Raw genomic sequence first — 16,366 nt, 5'->3', positions numbered from 1 at the left:
TCGCCCGTTTTGATGTCGGTGGATGGTCGGCTCAGGAGGCCAGCGGTTCGGCCTCGATGCCCAGATCCCTCAACGCCTCATGCACCGATATTCCGCTGTTCAGCGCGTGTTTGGCGACGCGCGCCGCGCTCTCATAGCCGATCTGCGGCACCAGCGAGGTCGCGACGGCGAGGCTGTTCTCCAGCAGGCCGCGGCAGCGCGCTTCGTCGGCTTCGATGCCCACCACGCAGCGGTCGGTCAGGCAGGCCATCGCACGCTTGAGGATACGGATCGACTGCAGAATGTTGAGGATCGCCACCGGCTCCATCGCGTTGAGCTGCAGCTGTCCCGCCTCGGCAGCCATGGTCACGGTCAGATCGTTGCCGATCACCTGATAAGCCACCTGATTGACCACCTCGGGGATCACCGGGTTCACCTTGCCCGGCATGATCGACGAGCCCGCCTGCACCGCGGGCAGGCGGATCTCGCCAAACCCCGAGCGCGGGCCCGAACTGAGCAGACGCAGGTCGTTGCAGATTTTCGAGAGTTTCACCGCCACCCGCTTGAGGATGCCAGAGAAGGCCACGAAGCCGCCGAGGTCCGACGAGGCTTCGACCAGATCGCGCGCCTGCCGCAGCGGCAGACCCGAGACCCGGCGCAACTCTTCGACTGCCACGGCGGCATAGCCCAAGGGCGCGTTGACCCCGGTGCCGATGGCGGTGCCGCCGAGGTTCACTTCCATCAGCAGGTCCGACACGTCGCGCAGCCGCTCGATATCTTCCTCGATGGTGTTGGCGAAAGAGCGGAATTCCTGCCCGAGCGTCATCGGCACCGCGTCCTGCAACTGCGTGCGCCCGAGCTTGGGGATGGCGTCGAACTCTTCGGCCTTGGCGGCGAAGGCGTCGCACAGCCGCTGGTGCTCGACCGAGAGCCCCTCGAGCCGCTGCAGCACCGCAAGGCGCAGCGCGGTGGGGTAGGCGTCATTGGTGGACTGCGACTTGTTCACGTCGTCATTGGGGTGCAGCTGCGCGTAGCTGCCCGGCGGATGGCCCATGTGGCGCAGGCCGAGGTTGGCGATCACCTCATTGGCGTTCATGTTGGTCGACGTGCCCGCGCCGCCCTGCATCATGTCGACGATGAAATGCGCGTGGTGCTCGCCCGCCAGAAGCGCGTCGCAGGCGACGTCGATGGCATGGGTCTTCTCGGCGCTCAGCACGCCCAGACGGTGGTTCGCCGCCGCCGCCGCTTTCTTGACCATGGCAAGGCTGCGCACAAGCTCGGGGAACTCCGAAACCGGCACATCCGAGATCCGGAAGTTGTCATAGGCGCGCATGGTGTGAATGCCGTAGAGCGCATCGTCGGGCACCTCATAGTGGCCCAGTGAATCGAATTCGGTTCGCATGGTCTTTCCTCCCGGTGACTTCGCGGCGGCGTTTACCGCGCCGGGATGCGGTGGCAACGTGCAATCTCTATGGTAGCGGCGAAGGTGACGCTGGTTGACGCGACCCCGGGCATGGTCCGCGTCAGGCGGCTCTGCCGGGGCATCTGGCCCGGCGCCGGAAAATTCGAGAGACAGGCCCGCGGCCGCCGCGCCGCGCAACGCGAAAGGGGACACGTGCGACTTCTGCTGATTCACACCGGGGGCACCATCGGCATGGCGGCAACGCCGCAGGGCTTCGCGCCGCAGGCCGGGGTGATCGAGGACGCGCTGCAGCGGCTCCAAGCCGAGGGGCGCATCCCGCAGGAGATCACGCTGCGCCAGCTCGACCGGCTGATCGACAGCGCCGAGGCAACGCCGCGCGAATGGAACCGCCTCAGCCGCCTCTTGGCCGACGCGCAGGCCGAGTTCGACGGCGTCGTCGTGACCCATGGCACCGACACGCTGGCCTTCAGTGCCGCTGCGCTGTGTCTCGCGCTGCGCGGGCTCACAAAGCAGGTGATCGTGACCGGGTCGATGCTGCCGCTGACGGTGGAGGGCAGCGACGGGTGGGACAACCTTGCCGATGCGCTCAATGCCGCGACGCGCGCGGCCCCGGGTGTCTGGGTGCAATTCGCCGGACGGCTTTTGCATGGCGCGCGTGTGCGCAAGGCGCATTCTTCTGCGCTGGATGCCTTTGCCGCCGCAGAGAGTGCCGCACCGCCGCTGTCCCCGGCGGCGGAACCCATGGCGGTTGAGGTGCTGCCACACCGTGTCGCCGTGCTGTCCATCGCCCCAGGCGCTTGCACCGATGTGCTGCGCTTTGCGGCAGAGCAATGCGATGGCATCGTGCTGCGCTGCTACGGCGCCGGCACCGCGCCGGACACGCCGCAGTTGCGCGCCGCGCTGGCGCTGGCGGCTCAGCGGCAGGTGCCCGTGGTGGCGGTCAGCCAGAGCCCGGAGGGCGGCATCAACCTCGGCACCTATGCGGCGGGCGGGGTGCTGCGCGAGAGCGGCGTGATTGACGGGCGCGACATGACGCCCGAGATGGCCTATGCCAAGCTGCACTACGCGCTGTCGCTGCACGCCAGTTTCGACCAGTGCCGCGCCTTCCTCGAAACCCCGGTCTGCGGCGAGATGCGCAGGGCTTAAACCCCAGGGCGCTTAAGCCTTAGGCCAGCGGCGCCTCGATCAGCGGGCCGCGGCTCTGCTCCCACGAGCCCAGCATGTCGCGCACCTCTTCGGGGATGTCGGCGCTGTCGGGCGCGTAAAGCGCGCTGCGCCGGATCTCGCGCCGCAGGTCGGCCTTGTCGCCGAGGTATTCAAAGACGATCTGCGTCGCCGCCGGAGGCCGCGGCGCCCGCGCCGCCACGCCCGAGACCACGCCGGTCAGATAGCGGATGCGGTTGTTGTAGCTGGGATAGAGGATGATCTGCATCACCTCGTTGCGGGTCAGCGTCTCCATCACCGTCATGAAGATCCGGTCGCCCAATACAAAGCAGGCGCCTTGGTACTTGCAGGTGAATTTCGACCGCCCCGGCTTGCCGACGTTCTCGATGGTCTTCACGTTCATCCCGAAGGGCGTCGCGTAGATGCGCCCGACCGAGAGCAGGATCTGCCCCGGATGCGACATCGAGTTGTAATAGACCCGGTAGGTGCCCGTGTAGGCCTGCAGCGCGCGCTGCGAGTCGAGCCTGATGTCATTGGCCGTTGTGGCCACCACATTGCGCTCGACCGTGGCGGCGATATGGCCGGGGCGCAGGCGCACCATCTCTGCGAACTGGGCGTGCGGCAGCAGCAGCTCGCTCTCGTCCACGCCAAAGAAATCGCACATACGCTGCATCAAACGCAGCGAGGGAAAGGTCTCGCCCGAAAGGTAGCGGTTGAACTGCGAGCGATTCACTCCAAGCTGTCTGCAGACCTCGGCAATCGACTTATGGTAACTGCAAAGCAGCCTGAGGTTCCGGGGCAGATCGCGCGACATACGCACATCCTTCGCTAGTTGATGCGCCCCCGTATCAACCCGCGTCAGGGGGGCGCAAGCTAGTGAAATGCTATTCCGCTTTTGCCTGCCTAGTGTGCGCGCCAATCCGCGTGAAACTGACCGCATAGACCTAGGAGGAGTGCATGGAATTTCTGGAAATGATCTTCGGCAAGATCGGGGATCTCACTTGGGGCTGGTCGCTGATCCCGATCCTCGTGATCTTTGGCTGCTTCATCACACTGGCGACCGGCTTCGTCCAGTTCCGCTTCTTCGGGCGCATGTTCCGCGTGCTGAGCAGCGCCAACAACTCGGATGACCCGAGCCGTATCTCGGCGCGTGAGGCGCTGCTGGTTTCGGTCGGCGGCCGCGTCGGCGGCGGCAACATCGCGGGCGTCGCCGTGGCGATCACCCTTGGCGGGCCCGGCGCTGTCTTCTGGATGTGGGCGGTGGCGCTGGTCGGCATGGCCACCAGCCTCGTCGAATGCTCGCTCGCGCAGCTTTTCAAGCGCCGCGTGGACGAGACCACCTTCCGCGGCGGCCCGGCGCTGTCGATCATCCACGGTCTGGGCAAAGAGTTCCGCTGGCTGGCGGTGGTTTATGCGATCTGCCTGATCGCGGCCTTCGGCTTTGGCTTCAACGCCTTTCAGGGCAACACCGTGGCGGGCGCCGTTCAGGACAGCCTCGGCATCGACCGGCTGTGGACCGGCATCGCGCTGTCGCTGATCGCGGGCGCAATCATCTTCGGCGGCATCCACCGCATCGCCAAGGCCTCGGACGTGATCGTGCCGATCATGGCGGTGGGCTATCTGGCGCTGGCGCTGATCGTCATCGTGCTCAACATCACCGAGATCCCCGGCGTGATCTCGTCGATCGTCAGCAACGCTTTCGGCTTCGAGCAGGCGGTTGGCGGCGGCATGGGCGCGGCTCTGGCGCAGGGTCTGCGGCGCGGCCTCTTCTCCAATGAAGCCGGCCTCGGCTCGGCGCCCAACGTGGCGGCCACCGCCGAAGTGCGCCACCCGATCAGCCAAGGCATCACGCAGTCCTTCTCGGTGTTCATCGACACCATCCTGATCTGCTCGTGCACCGCCTTCATCATCCTGCTGGGCGACGTCTACGTGCCCGGAGCCGAAGGCATCGACGGCGTGGCGCTGACCCAGCAATCGCTGGTGTCGCACCTCGGGGCATGGGCGCAGTACTTCCTGACCGGGGCGATCCTGCTCTTCGCCTTCTCGTCGATCATCTACAACTACTACCTCGGCGAGAACGCCCTGAGCGTGCTGTCCAAGCACCCGGTGTCGCTGGTGCTCTTCCGTCTGGCGATCATGGGCATCGTCTTTGTCGGCGCGGTGGCGCCCGGCGCGACGGCGGTGTTCTTCTTCTCCGATCCGATGATGGGCGTGCTGGCGGTGGTGAACCTTCTGGCGATCATGATGCTCTTCCCGGTGGCGCTGCGCCTGCTGCGCGACTTCCGGGCACAGCTCAAGGCGGGCGTCGACCGCCCGGTGCTGAACCCGGACGACTACGCCGACCTCGACATCGACCGCGACGCATGGCGCGGCACGGCGAACTGAGCCGCAGCGCATCTGTCGAAACCTCTCAAAGGGCCGCTTTGCAGCGGCCCTTTTGCTGTGCCGATCCGTGCAAGGCTCCCGAGGCAAGGCTTTGATCAAAGTCATGGACTTGCAGGACCGGGCGCGCGAGGCTTGGCCTGCGGGCGCGTGAGGAGGGGACGGTCATGATCGCATTGCTGAGGCTACTGGCGGCACCGGCGCTGCTGCTGCCGCTCGCCCTGCCGTCCTGCGAGAGCCGGGGGCCGGATGTGGCGCTCGGCCAGCTGATGCGCGAGCGGGTCGTGCTGACGGCCACCGCCAACGAGATCATCACCGGACTGCCCGTCGCCGAGGGCAGCGCGGTCGCCGCCGGGGACGTTCTGGTCCAACTCGACGATACGCTGCAGCAGGCCGAACTGGCGGTGGCGCAAGCGCAGCTTGCCGAGGCGCAGGCCGACCTTGAACGCATGCAGACCGGCGCACGGTCCGAAGAGATCGCCATCGCCGAGGCGCGGATCGAGGGCGCGCGGGCAGTCTATCAGGAGGCGCAGGCCAGCTACGACCGCAACGCCCGCCTGCTGGAGACCGGCACCGTCACCGCCGCGCGGCTCGATCAGGACGTGGCGCGGCGCAACTCTGCGCTGGCCGAACTGACCAGCGCCGAGCAGACGCTGCAGGAACTCCGGACCGGCGCGCGGCCCGAAGATATCCGCATCGCCGAGGCCAAGGTGACCGCCGCCGAGGCGCAGGTGGCGGCGGAACGCACACGGCTTTCGGATCTGACCATCCGTGCCTCGCGCGACGGTCTGCTCGACAGCCTGCCGTGGAACCGGGGCGAGCGCGTTCCGCTGGGCAGCCCGGTGGCGGTGCTGCTCACCGACGACCGGCCCTATGCCCGCGTCTATGTGCCCGAGACGCGGCGGGCAGGGCTTTCGATCGGCGATCCCGTCAGTATCCGGCTCGACGGCGCCGAGCAGGCCTATGAGGGCACCCTGCGGTGGATCAGCAACGAGCCCGCCTTCACGCCCTATTACGCGCTCAACCAAGAGCAGCGCAGCCGTCTGGTCTATCCGGCCGAGGTCGCGCTGCCCGAGGCGGCGGCGGATCTGCCGGCGGGGCTGCCGGTTTCGGCGGCGCTGCCATGACCGCAAATGTGGCCCAGACCTTCGGCCTGAGCCGACGCTTCGGCGAGAAGACCGCCGTCGACGGGCTCGATCTCGCGATCCCGAAGGGTGTGGTCTATGGCCTGCTCGGTCCCAATGGTTCTGGCAAGACCACCGCCATGCGGATGCTCACCGGACTGCTGACGCCCACAGAGGGCCACGCCGAGGTGCTGGGCGCGCGGCTGCCGGGCGACGCCGAGGCGGTGAAGCGGCGCATCGGCTATATGACGCAGGGCTTTACCCATTACCGCGACCTCACCGTGCTCGAGAACCTGCGGTTCATCGCCGACATCCACGATCTGCCAGCCAAAGCCAAACGCCGGCGCATCGCCGAACTGCTGGAGACCTACACGCTCACCGAACAGGCCCATGTTCTGGCCGGATCGCTCAGCGGCGGGCAGCGGCAGCGCCTCGCACTGGCGGCGACGGTCATGCATGAGCCCGAGCTGCTGTTTCTCGATGAGCCCACGGCGGCGGTCGATCCCGAGACCCGCCGCGCCTTTTGGGAGCGGCTGTTCGATCTGGTGGATAAGGGCACCACGATGATTGTCTCGACCCACCTGATGGATGAAGCCGAGCGGTGCCACCGCATCGCCATCCTCGACCGGGGCCGCAAATGCGCCGACGGCACGCCGCATGAGCTTATGGCGCGGATCGAGGGACGCGCGGTGGAGGTGGCCGCAGACGATCCGCGCCATATTGGCCGGGCATTGAGCGGACAGACGGGGATCATCTCGGTCGCGCAGATCGGTGCACGGCTGCGGGTGCTGGTGGCCGAAGGTACGGGCGATCCGGTCGGGCTGGTGCGGCAGGCTCTGAGCGCGCATCCGGGAGCGCAGGTGCGGGCCATTGCGCCGAACCTCGAGGATGTCTTCGTGCTGGCAACGCAGCGGCCAGTCAAGGCCGCCAAACCCACCGAAACCGCCGAAACCCCTGGGGCCGGGCGATGATCTCGGGGCGGCGCATCATGGCGATCCTGCGCAAGGAGCTGTTGCAGTTGCGGCGCGACCGGCTGACCTTCGGGATGATCGTGATGATCCCGCTCATCCAACTGGTGCTCTTCGGCTATGCGATCAACACCGAGATCCGGCACATCCCGGCGGTGGTGGTGGATCAGAGCGACACCAACCTCAGCCGCAGCCTGATCCAGATGGTCGAGGCGACGCAGGTGGTGCGGTTCGAAAAACATCTCGCCAGTGTCGCCGAGGCCGAACGCGCCATCGTCCGGGCCGAGGCCCGCGCTGCCTTCATCATCCCGCGCGATGTGGCGCAGCGGCTGGTGCGCAGCCCCGCCATCGGCAGCCGGTTCGCCTCGGGGGTCGACGACCCGACCGCCCGGCCCATCGCGCAGTGGATCGCCGACGGCTCGGACACGCTGGTCGCCGGGGCGATCCGGGCGCTGCGCTCGATGCCTCTGGGCGAGATGTTCCGCGAGCCCGCCAATGCCGCGGTGCCGACCTTCGAGGTGGCGCTATTTTACAACCCCGAGCAGCGCACCGTGGTGAACATCGTGCCGGGACTGGTCGGCATCATCCTGACGATGACCATGATCATGTTCACCTCTGCCGCGATCGTGCGCGAAAGCGAACGCGGCAATATGGAGATGCTGATCACCACGCCGATCCGCCCGGTCGAGATCATGATCGGCAAGATCATTCCCTATGTCGGCATCGGGCTCATACAGGTCGGGATCATCCTCGGGCTCGGCGCGCTGCTGTTTTCGGTGACGGTGGCAGGCGCGCTTTGGGTGCTGCTGCTTGTGACGCTGCTGTTCATCCTCGCCAGCCTCTCGCTGGGGCTGGTGCTCTCGACGCTGGCGCGCAACCAGTTGCAGGCGATGCAGATGACCGTCTTCGTGCTGCTGCCGTCGATCCTGCTGTCGGGCTTCATGTTCCCTTATGAGGGCATGCCCAAGGGCGCGCAGATGCTCGCCGACCTGCTGCCCGCCACGCATTTCATGCGGATCATCCGCGGCGTGGTGCTGCGCGATGCCGGACTGGGCGATCTGCTGCCCGACGCGGGCTGGCTGCTGGGCTTTGCCGTGCTTGGGCTGATCGTCGCCTCGCTGCGCTTCCGAAAGCGGCTGGATTGAGCACAGCTGCGGCGACCGAGCTCTGCCGCAGGCGATCCCTTGCCCTGCCGCCTTGACCGAGCGTAAGAACTGCGAAAGTCTGAGCGGCGGGGAGTGCGCTCGTTTTCTAGGTAACTCAATTTCAAGGCCCGCCGTGACTCAGGATTTCTTTGCCCGGACCCTGCCACTTTTGCTGCGACTGAGCGTGATCCTCTCGCTTGGCGCGGGCGCGATTGCCGGGATACTCATCTGCTCTGCCATCTACGCCACGGACAAGACCTTCGCCGCATTGGAACTGGCCATTGCGTCCGGTGCGCTGGTGCTGGCGGTGGCCGCCGGGAAGCGCGCCATCTTCCTCTTTGGGCAAATGCATCAGCTCAGAACCTGCGGCAAATGCGATCTGGAGCTTCTTTGCAGGCTGTGCCCGCTCGACGAATTGGATTTTCAGGCCCAAGACGCTTGGGCGGGCGACAAGCGCGTGGGACGCGCCGCGCCCGCCCGCCGCTCTGCGGATGAGGGCAGGCATCAGGGGGGCGTGACGCCGCGCGCGCACGGCAGCACGTCCAAGCACCGCGCAGGCTTTGCGGCAAGCGCCCGCACCGGTCTGCCGCAGGCGTAAGGCCGGGCTTTCATCTCGGCAGACTGCGGCAGCGCGACCGTTGGTTTCAGCGGTCGCAGGGCTGTTCGGGCACGGCAGAGGTGATCTCGCGCCCCGCGCGCCGATACCAGCGCTGAATGTCCTCCCAGATCTCTTCGGCTTCTTCGGCGTACCAGAAAAGGTCTCGGTCCTCGGGGTCGATCACGCCCTCGTCGACGAGGAAATCCGCATCGAACGCCCGCCGCCAATAGGCCTCGCCGACCAGCACCACCGGCACCGGTGGGATCTTCCGCGTCTGGATCAGGGTCAGCGTCTCGAAAAGCTCGTCCAGCGTGCCATAGCCGCCGGGAAAGACAACCAGCGCCCGCGCGCGCTTGAGGAAGTGCAGTTTGCGCAAGGCGAAATAGTGAAAGCGAAAGCACAGATCCGGCGTCAGATAGGGGTTGGGATACTGCTCGTGCGGCAGCGTGATGTTCAGCCCCACGGTGCGCGCCTGCGCGTCATGGCTGCCGCGATTGGCCGCTTCCATGATGCCCGGCCCGCCGCCGGTGACCACCACCAGCCGGTTGCCATGGCGTCCCTCCTGCTCGCCGACGATCCGCCCGAAGGCGCGCGCCACATCGTAATAGCGGCTCTTGTCGGCCACCCGCCGCGCGATGCCGAGCGCGCGGGTCAGCGCCGGATCGCCGGGCGCCGCGTCGAGCGCCGCCTGCCGGTCCGCCACCTGCGCCTGCGCGCGCGCCGGTTCGGGGATGCGGGTGGCGCCAAAGACGACGATGGCATGGGCGATGCCATGCGCCTGCAGCAGCGTTTCGGGCTTTTGGTAGTCGAGCAACAGCCGCACCCCCCGCATATCCTCACGGTCGAGAAACTCGACATCGCGGTCGCCCTCGCGATAACTGGGGCTGTCCATGATCGTGCTGACCAGATCAGGGGCGCGCCGGTCGTCGGAGGCGGGTTTCGGAGCGCATCCCGGCAACTCGACGCGGCGCTCCGGGTCTGGCGCGGGGTGGGGCTTTTGCGGGTCAATGTCAGCCATGGTCCGTCCTCCTGCGGTTAGCGCGCCGGCAGGCTGCCGGTGGCAAGCTCCATGATCTCTTCGGTGATCGCATCCTGCCGCAGCCGCCGCGCCTGTCCGACCAGCGCCTCGAGCGATGCGGTGACATTGTCATGGGCCGCGATCATCGCGCGCATGCGCGCCTCGTTCTCGGCGGCGAAGGACAGCATCAGCGCTTCGCTGATCTCGGCAAAGACATATTCTTCGACCAACCGGGCAAGCAGGTCCTCGGGGGGCAGGGTGATCCGCGGCTCCAGCATCGTCTTGGGGGCAGGGAAGCGCCCGTAGTCGAAAGGCACGAGCCGCTTGTGCACAACGTCATATCCCTCGGTCCCGCCCGGCGTGGCATGCAGGATGGTCACCGAACTGGCGCGCCCGCCCGCGATGCGCTGAAACACTGCCTCGGCAATGCGCCCGGCCAGATGCGCCGTGCGCGCCGGATGGGCGATCATCGGGGCGCTCCAACTCGGCATGATGCCATAGTCATGCGCGATGAGCAGCCCGCGGTCGCCGATGAGCAAGACCTCATGCGTGCGGTCCGCCTCGACAAGCGCATGCTGGGCGGCTTCGAGCACCCGTGCAGAGAAATTCCCGGCGAAGCCCTGTTCGGCGCAGAGAACGATGTGCAGCGCGCCGCCCGCGGCTGCACTCTTTGGGGCGGCGCGCTCGGCCTCGGAAAGGCCAAGCGCCTGACCGATGGCCTCGCCGATGGTGTCGGCGTAGAGGCGGATCGCACCCACATGGGCATTGGCGTCCTGCAGGCGCGAGGCGGCGATGCCGCGCATCGCGGTGATCACCGCCGACAGTTTGTGGACCGTGCCGATGCGTTCCTCGACGTCGGAAAGCGTGCCGCTCATTCCGGCCCATCCCCCCCAGCCAGTTCACCCACCAGTTCGGCTACCAGCGCCACGAGCGCCGTGCGCTGCGCATCGTCGAGCGTGCCGCTCTCCTGCAGCGCCGCGACAAGCTCGTGCCCCTGCGTGTCGAGCCGCCCCGGCAACTCCTGTCGCAACGTGCTCAGGCGTTCTGCCGGGATGCCATCAAGCGCCCCCTCGGCCAGCGCCGCCAGCAGCGCGACCTGATCCACGAGCCGCAGCCCGGCATAGCGCGGCTGGCCCAGCAGCGCCCGGATGCATTCGCCGCGCGCGATCTGCGTCTTCACCCGCGTGCTCGAGATGCCGCCGAAACGGGTGAACATCTCAAGCTCCTGAAACTGCGCGTAATCGAGCCGGAGCCGCCCCGAGACCGCGCGCAGTGCCGGGGCCTGCGCCTTGCCGCCGACCCGGCTGACCGACAGCCCCACATCCACCGCAGGCCGCTGGTTCGCGGCAAAGAGATGGGAGTCGAGCACGATCTGCCCGTCGGTGATCGAGATCAGGTTGGTCGGGATATAGGCCGACAGATTGCCCGCGTCGGTCTCGGCGATGGGCAGCGCGGTGATCGAACCGCCGCTCTCGCGCGGCAGTTTGGCGGCGCGCTCCAAAAGCCGCGCGTGCAGGTAGAAGATATCGCCCGGATAGGCCTCGCGCCCCGGCGGCTCCCGGGTGAGAAGCGCAAGCTCGCGGTGGGTGGCGGCGTGGCGGGTCAGATCGTCGATCACGATCAGAACGTCATGGCCCGCGTCGCGGAAATATTCGGCCATGGTCATGCCCGCGAAAGGCGCGATCCACTGCAGCCCCGGCGCACTTCCGGCATTGCCGACGACAAAGACGCAGCGGTCTGGTGCGCCATGGTCGCGCACCGCCGCGATCACCCGTTCCACCGCCGTGACACGCTGGCCGACGGCGACATAGATGCAGATGACGTCGCTGTGCTTTTGGTTGATGATTGCCTCGACCGCCAACGCGGTCTTTCCCGTCGCCCGGTCGCCGACGATCAACTCACGCTGGCCGCGCCCGATGGCGAAAAGACTGTCGACCACCAGCACGCCGGTCATCAGCGGCTCCGAAACCAAGGCGCGCTCGATGATGCCGGGGGCAGGGCGCTCGATAGGCAGAGCCTCTTGTGTCTCGAGCGCGGCGCCGCCATCGATAGGACGGCCCAGCGGATCGACGATCCGCCCGAGCAGCGCGTCCCCCACCGGCACGCGGACCACATCGCCGGTGTCAGTGACTTTGCTCCCGGCCTCGATCCCGGTCACATCGTCAAAAAGCACCGCGTCGATCTCGCGCGCATCCAGCGTCTGGGCAAATCCCGCCTGTCCGCCTTCGAAGTGCAGGAGCGCGCCAAGCGGCGCATCCGGCAGGCCCGAGACCCGCGCGATCCCGTCCGCCACCGCGATCACCCGGCCGATGGGCTCCGCCTCGGGGGCAAGCTCGGTGCGGGCGAGCGTCGCGCGGCCACGGCGCAGCCAGTCGGCAGAGGGGGTCTCTTCAGTCATGCCGCAGCAACTCCTGCCGGATGTGGTCAAGATCGGCGCGGAAGTGGTTGCGCACCACCGCATGCGGCGCGTCCAGTTCCAGCCCGGCGAGCAGCGAGGGATCGGTGGTCATGGAAAGCGCGATCTCATGGCCCAGCACCTCGGCGAGCCGGCCCTGCAGCAGGGTCATCTCCGCCTCGCTGAGGGCGCTGGCCGCGCGGACCACCACTGGACCCGAGACGCCGAGACCTTCCCGCGTCTGCTCCGGCAGCCGCGCCACCGCCTCCGCCAGCCCGTCGATGAACCCCGCGCTGCGCATCTGCGCGGGCAGCCGGTCGAGCAGCCGCCGCGAGATGTCCACCGCCAGATCCGCCGCCTCGTCCTGCATCGCGCGCTCGGCATCGCTCCGGCTGCGCTGGATCTCCGCCTGCGCCTCTGCGCGCAATTTGGCGGCATCCTCGCGTGCCGCGTCCAGCAAGTCGCGCCGGGCGCGCGCGGCCTCGGCCTGCGCCGTCGCCAGAAGCTTTGCGCGGCGCTCCGCCACGGCGGTATCGCCGGATCGAACCTCGGCCAGAGCGGCCTCTGCCTCGGCCTTTGCGCTGCGCGCATGGTCCAGCGCATCGGTTGCCGCCGCCTGCCGCTTTTCGAGGATCTCCGACACCGGCTTGAACAGGAAATGCGACAGGATCCACAGCAGCACCAAAAGGTTGATCGTCTGCAGCGCCAATGTCCACCAGTCGAAACTCATGGCAATGCCTGCCTCAGACGAAAGGGTTGGCGAAGAGCAGCAGCAGCGCGATCACCAGCGTGTAGATCGCCATGGTCTCGATCATCGCGAGCCCGACAAAGAGCGTGCGGCTCAGCGTGCCTGCGGCCTCGGGCTGGCGGGCGATGGCGTCCATGGCGGCAGCCACGGCGCGCCCTTCGGCCAGCGCCGGGCCGATGGCGCCGAAAGACACAGCAAGCGCGGCGGCAAGGATGCTGACGATCTCGACAAGGTTTGCGGTCATGGGCGGGTCTCCTTTGCGGAAGTGGATGGCGATGTGGGGGAGGGTGCCTGCTCGCCCACGGCGGCGCCGATGAAGACGGTGGCGAGCACGGCGAAGATATAGGCCTGTACGGCGCCGGTCAGCAGATCGAGCGCCATCAGCGGGATTGGCACCAGCAGCCCGGCGAGCGTAAGGATGATGCCGATGACGAAGACGCCGCTCATCACATTGCCGAAGAGGCGCACGATCAGCGAGAAGGTGCGGGTGATCTGCTCGACGACGTTGAGCGGGATCATCACCCAGGACGGCTCGGCGAAAGTGGCGAGATAGCCCCGCAGCCCCTGCGCGGCGACGCCGTACCAGATGGTGGCGGCGAACACGATCAGCGCCAGCGCGGCATCGGTCTCTAGCCGCGCGGTCGGGGGCTCGATGCCGGGCAGCAGCGACGACCAATTGGCCACCAGCACAAAGAGGAAGATCGTGCCGATGAGCGCGCGATAGCGGCGTGGGTCGCGCTGCATCGTGTCGCTGATCTGGGCGTCGACGGTACCGACGAACAGCTCCAGCAAGGTCTGCAGCCGCCCCGGTGTCAGCGACAGGTGGCGGGTGGCAAGCCAGCAGCCGAGTATCAGCAACGCGAGGATCGCCCATGTCACCAGCACCGGCTCGGTGATCGGCACCGGCCCCAGATAGAACAGCGGATCGAGGGAAAGCGGGCTGTCCATCACGCGCCCTTCCGCGACCGGCGCAGCACCATCTGCCGCGCCAGAAGCAGCCCCAGCGTGCCCGCCAGCAGTGGCAGCGCGCCCAGCAGGGCCAGCCCGACCAAGACCCCGGCCAGAATGGCGAGACGGCCAAGTTGCAAGACCAGCGCCCGCCATGCCGGGCCGGACCCGAGATAGAGGTCGGTCACCCGCCGCAGGCTGGCGAAATGCGCCCACCCCAGCGCGAAGCCGAGGCAGAGCGCGAGGGCGGCGAGAGCGTAGGGCGTGTCGGGCAGGGTCATTGCTTGTGCATCCATTTCCATGCGGCATGAAAGCCGATCGCGGCGCCGATCATGATCGCCGGGGCAGTGAAGAAGACGCCGGTGCCGAAGGCGCGGTCGGCGGCGCGGCCCAGCACCACGCCCAGCAGGGTTGGCACCACCACGGCCCAGCCAAGAATGCCGATCTGCCCAAGGCGCGCCCCAAGCGAGGGTTCGGGCGTCTCTTTGCCAAGCCGGTCGCGGTCCGCCGAACGTCGGGCGGCCTCGGCGATATGGTTCTTCTGCTCGTCGGTCATCAGCCCTCTCCACCGGAGGCGAAGGGCGGGGCCGATGGACCCGCCGGGCGCCCCGGACGCAGATATTGCATCAGCTGCCGGACCGCGCTGGCATGGAGCCGCATCTGCTCGACCCGCTCGCGGCGGTCGGCATCGGCATCGGCGGCGCGCAGGCTCTCGACCTCTGTCTCCAGCGCATGAAGATCATCGCCCAGCACCCCCTCCCGGCAGGCGACGGCCACCGCTTCGCCACGCTCCACCGTCAGCAGCCCGCTGCGCAGCGCGCAGAAGTGCAGCGCCCCGTCGGCGGAGCGCCAGCGCAGCACCGAGGCGGGCAGCACCGTCAGGAACGCGGTATGGCCGGGCAGAATGCCAAAGGCACCGCTGCGGTCCTCGGCGCGCAGGGATGTCACGCCGGTCTCGTCAACCAGAACGCTCATCGGTGTGGTGACGGTCAGATGCAGCCCGCTCATGCCGCGTCCTTTCCGGCGCCCTGCTTCTCGCGCGCCTCCTCGAGCGTGCCGACCATGTAAAGCGCGCGCTCGTCCCATGCGTCGCATTCGCCTGCGAGGATCGCCCGGCATCCCGCGATGGTCTCTTCCACCGGCACCGAGCGACCGGGTATGCCGGTGAACGCCTCGGTCACGGTGAAGGGCTGGGTGAGGAACCGCTGGAGCCGCCGGGCGCGCTCGACGATCTGCCGGTCTTCGCGGCCGAGCTCCTCCATCCCCAGCAGAGAGATCACATCCTGCAGCCCGCGGTAATGCTCGATGGCGCGGCGCACTTCGTTGGCCACTCGCACATGCTCTTCGCCAAGGATCAGCGGATCGAGCAGGATCGACGAAGACGCCACCGGATCAATGGCAGGATACATGCCGTCGGCGGCCATGGCGCGGGAGAGCACCACCATGCTGTCCACATGCGAGGCGATCGTGGTCACCGCCGGATCGGTGAAATCGTCGGCGGGCACATAGACCGCCTCGACTGCCGTGACCGACGCGCTGCCCGAAGAGGCGATGCGCTCCTGCAGTTCGGCCACTTCCGTGCCCAGCGTCGGCTGATAGCCCACGCGCGAGGGCAGGCGGCCCAACAGCCCCGAGACCTCGGCCCCCGCCTGAACGAAGCGAAAGACGTTGTCCATCAGCAGCAGAACGTTGCGCTGTGCCTCGTCGCGGAAGTGCTCGGCGATGGTCAGCGCGGTCAGCGGCACCCGCCAGCGGGCGCCCGGCGGCTCGTTCATCTGGCCATAGACCAGCACGGTGCGGTCCAGCACGCCCGCATGGGTCATCTCGACCAGCAACTCATGCCCCTCGCGCGAGCGCTCGCCCACGCCGGAAAAGACCGAGATGCCCTCGTAGCTGGCGACCATGGCGTGGATCAGTTCCATCACCAGAACCGTCTTGCCGACGCCCGCGCCGCCGAACATCGCCGCCTTGCTGCCCTGCGCCAGCGGGGTGAGCAGATCAAAGACCTTGATACCGGTGTGAAACAGCTCGGGATGGCCCGCGCCAGTGCGAAAGGGCGGCGGGGCGCGGTGGATGGGGCGGCGCGGCACGTCGGCGGGCAGCGGCGCTTTGGCGTCGCCGATGCCCCCGGTGACATCCAGCAGCCGTCCCAGCACCGCCTCGCCGACCGGCACTTCGAGCGGCCCGCCAATGGGCCGCACCCGAGCGCCGCGCCGCAAGCCGCCGGTTGCCTGCAGCGCGATGCCGCGCAGGGTGGCGGCGTCGAGATGCGCCTGCACCTCGATGGTCACATCCTCTCCGCCCGGCCGTTGCACCAGCAGCGCGTCGTTGATCTTTGGCAGGGGGCCACCCTGAAAGCGCACGTCCACCACCGCGCCGCGAATGGCGACAACCTCTCCTGCCGGGCCGATCATTTCTGCTGTCATGCGGGTCCTCGCTCGGACAATCCTGCCGCAGGGTAAGCAGATTCGCAG

At 67.8% G+C, this 16,366-nt stretch carries 18 protein-coding genes; 6 read left to right on the top strand and 12 right to left on the bottom strand.

The genetic code is table 11. The features are described from left to right. Window positions 1-31 precede the first annotated feature (31 nt). Entirely contained in the window at window positions 32-1,381 is a 1,350-nt protein-coding gene (locus tag AYJ57_RS14070; protein ID WP_066107230.1) for an aspartate ammonia-lyase, read from the bottom strand. A 213-nt stretch (window positions 1,382-1,594) separates the two neighbouring features. On the opposite strand from AYJ57_RS14070, the gene AYJ57_RS14065 reads away from it, so the two are divergent. Continuing rightward, entirely contained in the window at window positions 1,595-2,548 is a 954-nt protein-coding gene (locus AYJ57_RS14065) for an asparaginase (RefSeq protein ID WP_066110305.1), read from the top strand. Between the two features lie 19 nt (window positions 2,549-2,567). Here the strand turns inward: AYJ57_RS14065 and AYJ57_RS14060 are convergent, their stop codons facing one another. Beyond that, window positions 2,568-3,380, bottom strand: a complete 813-nt coding sequence (locus AYJ57_RS14060; RefSeq protein WP_066107227.1) for a helix-turn-helix domain-containing protein — start codon at window positions 3,378-3,380, stop codon at window positions 2,568-2,570. 143 nt (window positions 3,381-3,523) lie between these two features. Here AYJ57_RS14060 and AYJ57_RS14055 point away from each other — a divergent pair, with 143 nt between their 5' ends. The 5 genes from AYJ57_RS14055 to AYJ57_RS14035 all read left to right on the top strand — a co-directional run bounded on the left by AYJ57_RS14055 (window position 3,524) and on the right by AYJ57_RS14035 (window position 8,783). Continuing rightward, window positions 3,524-4,951, top strand: a complete 1,428-nt coding sequence (locus AYJ57_RS14055; RefSeq protein ID WP_066107224.1) for an alanine/glycine:cation symporter family protein — start codon at window positions 3,524-3,526, stop codon at window positions 4,949-4,951. A gap of 164 nt (window positions 4,952-5,115) precedes the next feature. Next, window positions 5,116-6,075 carry an HlyD family secretion protein gene (locus AYJ57_RS14050; RefSeq protein ID WP_066107221.1) on the top strand — a complete coding sequence of 320 codons (960 nt, stop codon included), beginning with the start codon at window positions 5,116-5,118 and terminating at the stop codon, window positions 6,073-6,075. Continuing rightward, window positions 6,072-7,043, top strand: coding sequence for an ABC transporter ATP-binding protein (locus tag AYJ57_RS14045; RefSeq protein WP_066107218.1), 972 nt, complete (start codon window positions 6,072-6,074; stop codon window positions 7,041-7,043). The genes AYJ57_RS14050 and AYJ57_RS14045 overlap by 4 nt, the downstream gene beginning before the upstream one ends. Further along, window positions 7,040-8,185, top strand: coding sequence for an ABC transporter permease (locus AYJ57_RS14040; protein WP_066107215.1), 1,146 nt, complete (start codon window positions 7,040-7,042; stop codon window positions 8,183-8,185). The genes AYJ57_RS14045 and AYJ57_RS14040 overlap by 4 nt, the downstream gene beginning before the upstream one ends. A 133-nt stretch (window positions 8,186-8,318) precedes the next feature. Further along, the gene (locus AYJ57_RS14035; RefSeq protein WP_157374165.1) at window positions 8,319-8,783 is read left to right on the top strand and encodes a hypothetical protein; all 465 of its coding nucleotides are present in this window, start codon (window positions 8,319-8,321) and stop codon (window positions 8,781-8,783) included. Between the two features lie 46 nt (window positions 8,784-8,829). Here AYJ57_RS14035 and AYJ57_RS14030 read toward each other — a convergent pair whose 3' ends face one another. Genes AYJ57_RS14030 through atpD form a run of 10 tightly spaced genes read right to left on the bottom strand, consistent with a single transcriptional unit; the run spans window position 8,830 to window position 16,318 of the window. Further along, entirely contained in the window at window positions 8,830-9,801 is a 972-nt protein-coding gene (locus AYJ57_RS14030) for a TIGR00730 family Rossman fold protein (protein ID WP_066107210.1), read from the bottom strand. Between the two features lie 17 nt (window positions 9,802-9,818). After that, a complete protein-coding gene (locus AYJ57_RS14025) occupies window positions 9,819-10,676 on the bottom strand; it encodes a F0F1 ATP synthase subunit gamma (RefSeq protein ID WP_066107208.1) in 858 nt (285 codons plus the stop codon). Then, a complete protein-coding gene (locus AYJ57_RS14020; protein WP_066107206.1) occupies window positions 10,673-12,199 on the bottom strand; it encodes a F0F1 ATP synthase subunit alpha in 1,527 nt (508 codons plus the stop codon). Before AYJ57_RS14020 ends, AYJ57_RS14025 begins: the two co-directional genes overlap by 4 nt. After that, window positions 12,192-12,926 (bottom strand): ATP synthase F0 subunit B, encoded by a 735-nt coding sequence (locus AYJ57_RS14015; RefSeq protein WP_066107203.1) that lies wholly within the window; start codon window positions 12,924-12,926, stop codon window positions 12,192-12,194. Before AYJ57_RS14015 ends, AYJ57_RS14020 begins: the two co-directional genes overlap by 8 nt. Before the next feature lie 13 nt (window positions 12,927-12,939). Then, a complete protein-coding gene (locus tag AYJ57_RS14010; protein WP_066107200.1) occupies window positions 12,940-13,188 on the bottom strand; it encodes a F0F1 ATP synthase subunit C in 249 nt (82 codons plus the stop codon). Next, complete coding sequence (locus tag AYJ57_RS14005) at window positions 13,185-13,895, bottom strand: F0F1 ATP synthase subunit A (protein WP_217621128.1); 711 nt, start codon at window positions 13,893-13,895, stop codon at window positions 13,185-13,187. Before AYJ57_RS14005 ends, AYJ57_RS14010 begins: the two co-directional genes overlap by 4 nt. Continuing rightward, complete coding sequence (locus AYJ57_RS14000) at window positions 13,892-14,173, bottom strand: N-ATPase subunit AtpR (protein ID WP_066107194.1); 282 nt, start codon at window positions 14,171-14,173, stop codon at window positions 13,892-13,894. Before AYJ57_RS14000 ends, AYJ57_RS14005 begins: the two co-directional genes overlap by 4 nt. After that, the gene (locus tag AYJ57_RS13995; RefSeq protein ID WP_066107191.1) at window positions 14,170-14,448 is read right to left on the bottom strand and encodes an AtpZ/AtpI family protein; all 279 of its coding nucleotides are present in this window, start codon (window positions 14,446-14,448) and stop codon (window positions 14,170-14,172) included. The genes AYJ57_RS14000 and AYJ57_RS13995 overlap by 4 nt, the downstream gene beginning before the upstream one ends. After that, window positions 14,448-14,900 (bottom strand): F0F1 ATP synthase subunit epsilon, encoded by a 453-nt coding sequence (locus tag AYJ57_RS13990; RefSeq protein WP_066107187.1) that lies wholly within the window; start codon window positions 14,898-14,900, stop codon window positions 14,448-14,450. Before AYJ57_RS13990 ends, AYJ57_RS13995 begins: the two co-directional genes overlap by 1 nt. Beyond that, entirely contained in the window at window positions 14,897-16,318 is a 1,422-nt protein-coding gene (atpD, locus tag AYJ57_RS13985; RefSeq protein WP_066107184.1) for a F0F1 ATP synthase subunit beta, read from the bottom strand. Before atpD ends, AYJ57_RS13990 begins: the two co-directional genes overlap by 4 nt. Window positions 16,319-16,366 lie beyond the last annotated feature (48 nt).

It is taken from the genome of Salipiger sp. CCB-MM3 (assembly GCF_001687105.1).
Classification (GTDB): Bacteria; Pseudomonadota; Alphaproteobacteria; order Rhodobacterales; family Rhodobacteraceae; genus Salipiger.
This window is presented reverse-complemented; position numbering and strand designations above follow the sequence as displayed.